Origin of the sequence: Streptomyces marincola (assembly GCF_020410765.1) — a bacterium.
Lineage (GTDB): Bacteria > Actinomycetota > Actinomycetes > Streptomycetales > Streptomycetaceae > Streptomyces > Streptomyces marincola.
The window spans coordinates 6,403,556-6,411,154 of sequence record NZ_CP084541.1 but is presented as its reverse complement, the minus strand read 5'-3'; the positions used below and the strand labels follow the sequence as shown (position 1 = coordinate 6,411,154).

Sequence of the window (7,599 nt, the reverse complement as noted above, 5' to 3'; positions counted from 1 at the left end):
CCCGCAGGTCGGCCGTCACCAACTTGAGGTATTCGCGGAGCTTCGCTTCGTTGCTGGACATTGTGCCTCGTCTCCAGGGACGGTCGTGGTGGGGCTGCGGGGCGGGAGTGACGGAGTAAGGCGGCTCAGCCGAGGCCGAGCTCTTTGTTGATCAGGTCGAACATCTCGTCGTCCGTGGCGGTGTCGAGGGACGCGGGACCGCTCTCGGGCTCGTCGCCCGGGGCGTCGGCCGGGGTCTCGCCGTCGAGTTTCCACAGCAGCGACTGGAGTTGCTTGACCATGCGGGCGCGTTGCGTCTCGTCCAGCGGCGCGGACGTGAGGACCGCCTGAAGCCGTTCGAACTCGTCGAACGCCGTCGGCTGGGACGGGCCTCCCGCGGCGTCCTCGACGGGGAACTGCTCGTCGAGGTACGCGGCGAGCGCGGCCGGGCTCGGGTAGTCGAAGACGAGCGTGGCGGGCAGTCGCAGGCCGGTGGCGCCGCTGAGCCCGTTGCGCAGTTCCACGGCTGTCAGCGAGTCGAAGCCGAGTTCGGCGAACTCCCGTCCGGCGTCCACTGTTTGGGAGGCGCCGTAGCCGAGGGCCGCGGCGACATGGTGGGCGACCAGGTCGGTGAAGAACGCGGTCCGCTGCTCGCCGGTGAGCCCGGCGAGCCGCTGGGCCATGGACGGTCCCGCGGAGTCGGCCGCCCCGGTGGTCCGCGCCGTGGTGGGCCTGCCCGTGCCCGCGGGCGCCGGCAGGGCGCTGCTGAGCACGGTGGGCAGGAGCCCGGCCTGTGCCTTCTCGCGCAACGCGGCGGAGGCGAGGGCGGCGGCCACCAGCAGCGGCCGGCCGGTGTGCTCCGCGGCGTCGAGGAGGGCGAGTCCGGCCTCGGCGGTGAGGGGCTCGACCCCGGACTGGGTGATCCGGTCGCGTTCCGCCCGGGTGAGGGCGCCGGCCATGCCGCCGGCCTGCTGCCACAGCCCCCAGGCGACGGAGGTCGCGGGAAGGCCGTGCGCCCTGCGGTGGTGGGCGAGTGCGTCGAGGAACGCGTTGGCCGCGGCGTAGTTGCCCTGGCCGGCGCCGCCGATGACTCCCGCGATGGACGAGAAGAGCACGAACGCGCCCAGGTCGGCGTTCCTCGTCAACTCGTCGAGGTGGAGCGCCGCGTCCGTCTTCGGGCGCAGCACGGTGGCCAGTTGCTCGTCGGTGAGTGCCGCGACGAGCCCGTCGTCCACGACGCCGGCCGTGTGGAACACGCCGGTGAGGGGGCGGTCGGCCGGGATGCCGTCGAGCAGCGCCGCCAGGGCGGCCCGGTCCGCGGTGTCGCACGCGACGACGTCGGCGCGGGCACCGCTCTCGGCGAGGGCCGCGACAAGCGCGTCGGCGCCGGGCGCCGCCGGGCCGCGGCGGCTGGTGAGCAGCAGGTGGCGCACGCCTCGCGTCTCCACCAGGTGGCGGGCGACCAGGGCGCCGAGCGCCCCGGTTCCGCCGGTGACGAGGACGGTGCCCTCGGCGAGCCGGCCGTGCCGCGTGTCGTCGGCCGGCGTTCCACTCGTCGTGGCGGCGGGCGCCGACTCCGGTGTGACGCGCGGGACGAGGATGTCGGTGCCGCGCAGGGCGATCTGGGTCTCGTCCCGGGCGACGGCGCGGGCGATCGCGTCACTGAGTGATTCGTCCGCGCTGCCGACGGCCTGGTCGATGTCGACGAGGAGGAACCGCCCGGGGTTCTCGGTCTGCGCGCTGCGCAGCAGGCCCCAGGTGGGCGCGCCCGCGAGATCGGTGACGTCCTCGTCGGCGGAGGCGGCGACGGCGCCGCTGGTGACGACGACCAGGCGGGTGTCCGCCAGCCTCGGGTCGGCCAGCCAGGTGCGGACGGCGGCCAGGGTGGCGCGGGTCGCGGCGTGGGCCGCCACCGCGCGGTCGTCCGGGGCGTGCTTGGGCGAACTCGGCGTGAACAGCACCACCTCGGGTGCGGGGATGCCCGCGTCGAGGGTCGCGTTGAGGTGGTCGATGTCCTCGTAGGTGCTGACCATCATCTCGGCGTACTGGAGGGCGGCGCCGGTGGCGAGCGGGTCGGTGCCGAGTGTGGCCCAGCTGGTCCACGGCGCGGGCTCCTCGCGTTCCTGGGCCGGCAGCGGCGTCCAGTCCAGGCGGTACAGCTTGTCGGCGTGGGCCGCCGAGGTGAGCTGCTCGGGCGAGATGACGCGGAACGCCAGCGACGAGGCGGTCAGTACGGGCTGGCCGGCCGGGTCGGTGACGGTGACGCGCAGCGCGTCCGAGCCGTCGGCGGTGAGGGCGACGCGCACCCGGCTGGCGCCGCCGGCGTGGAGGGTGACCTCGTTCCAGGAGAACGGGAGCCGCAGGGCGTTGCCGCCGCTCTCGATGTAGCGGCCGGCGTGCAGTACGGCGTCGAGCAGGCCGGGGTGGATGCCGTAGCGGGCGGCCTGGCCCTCCTCGGCTTCCGGCAGGGCGACTTCGGCGAAGACCTCGTCGCCGCGGCGCCAGGCCGCGCGCAGCCCTTGGAACACCGGGCCGTAGCCGTAGCCCGTCTCGGCGGCGAGCGGATACAGGTCGGTGACGTCGATCTCCTCGGCGTCGGCCGGCGGCCAGACGACCAGGCCGGCGCCGACGGGCGCGGGGGCTTCCGGAGCGAGCAGGCCCTCGGCGTGCAGGGTCCACGGTTCGTCCGCGGCGTTGTCCGGCCGGGAGTGGATGCGGAGGTCGCGCTGGCCGGTGCCGTCGGGGGCGCCGACGCTCACCTGGACGGCGACGCCGCCGTGCTCGGGCAGCGCGAGGGGCGCCTGGAGCGTGAGTTCCCGCAGGTGGGCGCAGCCGACCTCGTCACCGGCGCGGATGGCGAGTTCGACGAAGCCGGTGCCGGGGAAGAGGACGGTGCCGCCGATGGCGTGGTCCGCCAGCCACGGGTGGGTCCGCAGCGAGAGCCGGCCGGTCAGCATCGCGCCGTCGTCGGCCGCCAGCCGCACGGCGGCGCCGAGCAGCGGGTGGCCGGCGGAGGCCAGGCCGAGCCCGGCCGGGTCGCCGCTGCCCGCGGCGGGCCGCAGCCAGTACCGCTGCCGCTGGAAGGCGTAGGTCGGCAGGTCGACCCGGCGCACGGCGCGCCCGGCGAACGCGGCCCGCCAGTCGAGGCGGACGCCGCGCGCCCACAGGCGGGACAGGGCGCTGGTGAACGTCTGCACCTCGTCGCGTTCGCGCCGCGTGGCGGGGACGAACGCGGTGGTGGTGTCGTCCTCGGGCAGGCACTCCGCGCCCATCGCGGTGAGCGTGGCGTCCGGACCCAGTTCGAGGAACGTCGTCACCCCCGCGGCGCGCAAGGCCGTGATGCCGTCCGCGAAGCGAACGGTGGCGCGCACGTGCCGCACCCAGTACTCGGCCGTTCCGATCTCCACGCCGGCCGGTTCACCGGTGACGTTGGAGATGACCGGGATCGCGGGGGCACGGTAGGTGAGCGTCGAGGCGACGTCCTCGAACTCGCCCAGCATGGGGTCCATCAGGCGGGAGTGGAACGCGTGCGAGACCGTCAGCCGCCGCGTCTTCACACCGGCTTCGGTGAGCACCGTGCCGAGCCGGTCGATCGCGGCCTCGTCACCGGCCACGACGACCGAGCGCGGCCCGTTGACCGCCGCGATGTCCAGGCCGTCGACCTCGCCCAGGGCTTCCGACACCTGCTCGGGCGTGGCCCGCACGGACAGCATCGCGCCACCGGCCGGGAGGGCCTGCATCAGCGAGCCGCGCGCGGCCACCAGACGGCAGGCGTCCGCGAGGTCGAACACGCCCGCCACGTGCGCGGCGGCGATCTCACCGATCGAGTGCCCCGCGACGAAGTCGGGCTTGACGCCGAACGATTCGATCAGCCGCCACAGCGCCACCTCGACCGCGAACAGCCCCGCCTGCGTGAACACCGTCCGATCCAGATCATCACTGGTCTCGTCGGCCAGCACCTCAGCCAGCGGACGCGGCAGCAGACCGTCGAACCCGGCGCACACCTCGGCCAGAGCATCCGCGAACACGGGGAAGGCGTCGGCCAGTTCGCCGCCCATCCGGGCCCGCTGCGCACCCTGCCCCGTGAACAGCACCGCGAGTCGGCCCTCGACCACACCCTCACCGGCCGACACCGCACGCAGCGCCGCGACCAGTTCATCGGTGTTCCGGCCCCACACCACCGCGCGGGTCGGCAGCGCCGCACGCCCGGAGGCCAGCGACCACCCGACATCGGCAGCGTCCAGCTCGACAGCGGCCTCCGCCAGCCGTTCCGCCTGCGCGGTCAGGGCGTCGGCGCCGCGCGCCGACACCGGCCACGGCACCACAGGAAGGCGGTCGCCCGGCAGCACCACCGGGCCCGGCTCGGCGTCCGCCGGCGCCTGCTCAAGGATGACGTGCGCGTTCGTGCCCGACACGCCGAACGCCGAGACGCCGGCGCGGCGCGGTCGGCCCGTCTCGGGCCAGTCCACGGACTCGGTGAGCAGTTCCACGGCGCCCGCGGCCCAGTCCACGTGCGGCGTCGGCTCGTCGACGTGCAGGGTGGGCGGCAGGACACCGGCCCGCATCGCGAGCACCATCTTGATCACGCCGCCGACACCAGCCGCGCCCTGCGTGTGGCCGATGTTCGACTTCAGCGAGCCGAGCCACAGCGGCCGGTCCTCCGCACGGCCCTGCCCGTAGGTGGCGAGCAGCGCCTGCGCCTCGATCGGGTCGCCGAGCGTGGTGGCGGTGCCGTGTGCCTCGACGGCGTCGACCTCGGCCGTGGTGAGCCGGGCGCTGGCCAGGGCCTCCCGGATGACCCGCTCCTGCGAGGGGCCGTTCGGCGCGGTGAGGCCGTTGCTCGCCCCGTCCTGGTTGACCGCGGAACCGCGGATGACCGCGAGGACGGGGTGCCCGTTGCGGCGGGCGTCAGAGAGCCGTTCCAGGAGCAGCATGCCGGCGCCCTCGCCCCAGCCGGTGCCGTCCGCGGAGGCCGCGAACGAGTGGCAGCGGCCGTTGGCGGACAGGCCGCCCTGGCGCGAGAACTCGATGAACGCGCTGGGCGTGGCCATGACGGTCGCGCCGCCGGCCAGGGCGAGCGAGCACTCGCCGTTGGTGAGCGAGCGGGCGGCCAGGTGGATGGCGACCAGCGAGGACGAGCAGGCGGTGTCGATGGTGATCGCCGGGCCTTCGAGACCCAGGGTGTAGGCGACGCGCCCGGAGATGACGGCGGCCGAGCTGCCGGTCACGCGGAAGCCCTCGACCTCCTTCGTCTCCTGCTGGAGCCGCTGGTTGTAGTCGTGGCCGACGACACCGGCGAAGACGGCCGTCCTGCTGCCGCGCAGCACCTCGGGGTCGATACCGGCGCGTTCGATGGCCTCCCACGCGGTTTCGAGGACCAGTCGCTGCTGCGGGTCCATGGTGACGGCCTCGCGCGGGCTGAGTCCGAAGAACGCCGGGTCGAAGTCGCCCGCGTCGTGCACGAAGCCGCCCTGCCGGGTGCGGCTGGTGCCCAGGCGCCCGGGTTCGGTGGAGAACAGCGCTTCCAGGTCCCAGTCGCGGTCGGTCGGGAAGTCCGACATCGCGTCGGTGCCGGTCGACACCAGGCGCCACAGCTCGTCGGGGCCGGTGACGCCGCCGGGGTAGCGGCAGGCCATGCCGACGATGGCGATCGGCTCGTCCTCCGCGGTGGCGGCGAGCGCGGGGCTCGTCTCCTGGGCCGGGTCGGCCGAGTCGGCCGGGTCGTCCCCGAGCAGCGCGGTGCGGAGGTGGTCCGCGAGCGCCTCGGACGTGGGGTGGTCGAACACGACGGTCGCGGGCAGCCGGAGCCCGGTGGCGGCGCTGAGCTTGTTGCGCAGTTCGACGGCGGTCAGCGAGTCGAAGCCCATGTCGCGGAACGCCCGATCCGCCTCGACGGCCTCGGGCCCGGAGTGGCCGAGGACGAGTGCCGCCTGCGTGCGCACGATGTCCCGCAGGATCGCGACCCGTTCGGGCGCCGTGGCGGTGGCGAGGCGTTCGGCCAGCTCGCTGTCGGCGCCCGCGGCCACGGTCTCGGACTCGGCCGCGGCGCGCCGCGCCTCGGGGATGTCGGCGAGCAGCTGGCTGGGGCGCGCGGCGGTGAAGCCGACGACGAACCTGGACCAGTCGATGTCCGCCACCACCAGGTCGGGCTGGTCGTCCCGGATGGCGTGGTCGAGCGCTTGGAGCGCCAGTCGCGGCTCCATCGGTGACAGGCCGCGGCGGCGGAGCTGCGCACCGCCCTCGCCGCTGCCCATGCCGCCCTCGTCCCACAGGCCCCAGGCGACGGACGTGGCGGGCAGGCCGCGGGCACGCCGCCGCTGGGCCAGGGCGTCCAGTCGGGCGTTGGCGGCGGCGTACGGGCCCTGGGCGCGCCCGCCCCAGATCGCGGCTCCCGAGGAGAACAGCACGAAGGCGTCGAGTTCGGCGTCCGCGCCGAACAGCTCGTCCAGGTGCGCGGCTCCGGCCGCCTTGGCGTCGGCTGCTTCGGCGAGTTCGGCCGGCCCCGCCTCGTCCAGCGGGACGGTGGTCGCCATGCCGGCCGCGTGGAAGACCGCGCGGAACGGGGTGCCGGTGGCCGCCATGTCGGCCACGACGCGGGCCAGGGCCTCCCGGTCCGCCGCGTCGCAGGCCACGACGGTGGCCTCGGCGCCCAACTGCGCCAGTTCCTCGACCAGTTCAGTTGCCCCGGGGGCGGCCGTGCCGCGCCTGCTCGTCAGCACGATCCTGTCGACGCCGTTGCCGGCGAGGTGCCGGGCGAGGTGTGCGCCGACCGCGCCGGTGCCGCCGGTGATCAGCGCGGGGCCGCGCGGGGGCTCGGGCCGGCTGTCCGGCGCGGTGTCGAACGGGTAGCGGCGCAGGCGGCGCGCGAAGAGGCCGGTGGCGCGCAGCGCGATCTGGTCCTCGTCGTCGCGCCCGGCCAGCACCGCGCACAGGCGGGTGAGGTCCCGGCTTTCGAGCGCGGCGGGCAGGTCGATCATCCCGCCCCAGCGGCCGGGGTGTTCCAGGGCCGCGACGCGGCCGAGTGCCCAGATCATGGCCTGGGTGTCGTCGCGCACGGCATCGTCGCCACCGGTGGAGACCGCGCCGGACGTGAGGCACCACAGGCGTCCGGTCACGTTCGCGTCGCCCATGGCCTGGATGAGCGCCATGGTCGTGGGAAGCGCGGACGAGAACGCGGAGCCGGTTCCGGCCTCGGGGTCGCGGGCCAGGGCGAGGGTGGAGACGACCCCGGCGACCTGGCGTTCCCCGACGGTCTCCGTCAGGAGCGCCGCCAGCTCCTCGCGGTGTGCCGCGTCCGCGGGCACCGTGAGGCGCCGCACCGTCGCGCCGCGCTCGTCGAGGGCGCGGCCGAGGTCATCGGCCCAGCCCGAGGTGTCCTCGGCACCGGCCGGGGTGACCAGGAGCCAGGTGCCGGTGAGGTCGGGAGCCGTGGTGTCGGGCAACGGGGTCCAGGCGACCCGGTAGCGCCAGTTCTCGACGGTGGTCAGCGAGTTCCGCCTGCGCCGCCAGGAGGCGAGTTCGGGCAGGACCGTCTGCCAGGAGTCCCGTTCGCCGTCGACCGGGAGCGTCGCGGACAGGGCGTCGAGGTCTTCGCGTTCCACGGCCCGCCAGAACGCGGCC

1 protein-coding gene and 1 pseudogene (1 of these 2 running past the window's edge) are annotated in these 7,599 nt (G+C 75.1%); both read right to left on the bottom strand.

Features of this window, described 5'->3' with window-relative positions; genetic code table 11:
• Nucleotides 1-10: 10 nt before the first annotated feature.
• A pseudogene (locus LC193_RS29275) lies at nt 11-61 on the bottom strand (polyketide synthase docking domain-containing protein); the annotation flags it as partial.
• Nucleotides 62-125: 64 nt separating this feature from the next.
• A protein-coding gene (locus tag LC193_RS28175) for a type I polyketide synthase (protein ID WP_226078199.1) crosses the window boundary here: on the bottom strand, nt 126-7,599 show its 3' end. It continues 39,950 nt past the right edge of the window; only the last 7,474 of its 47,424 coding nucleotides appear in the window; its start codon lies beyond the right edge, outside the window; it ends in the stop codon at nt 126-128.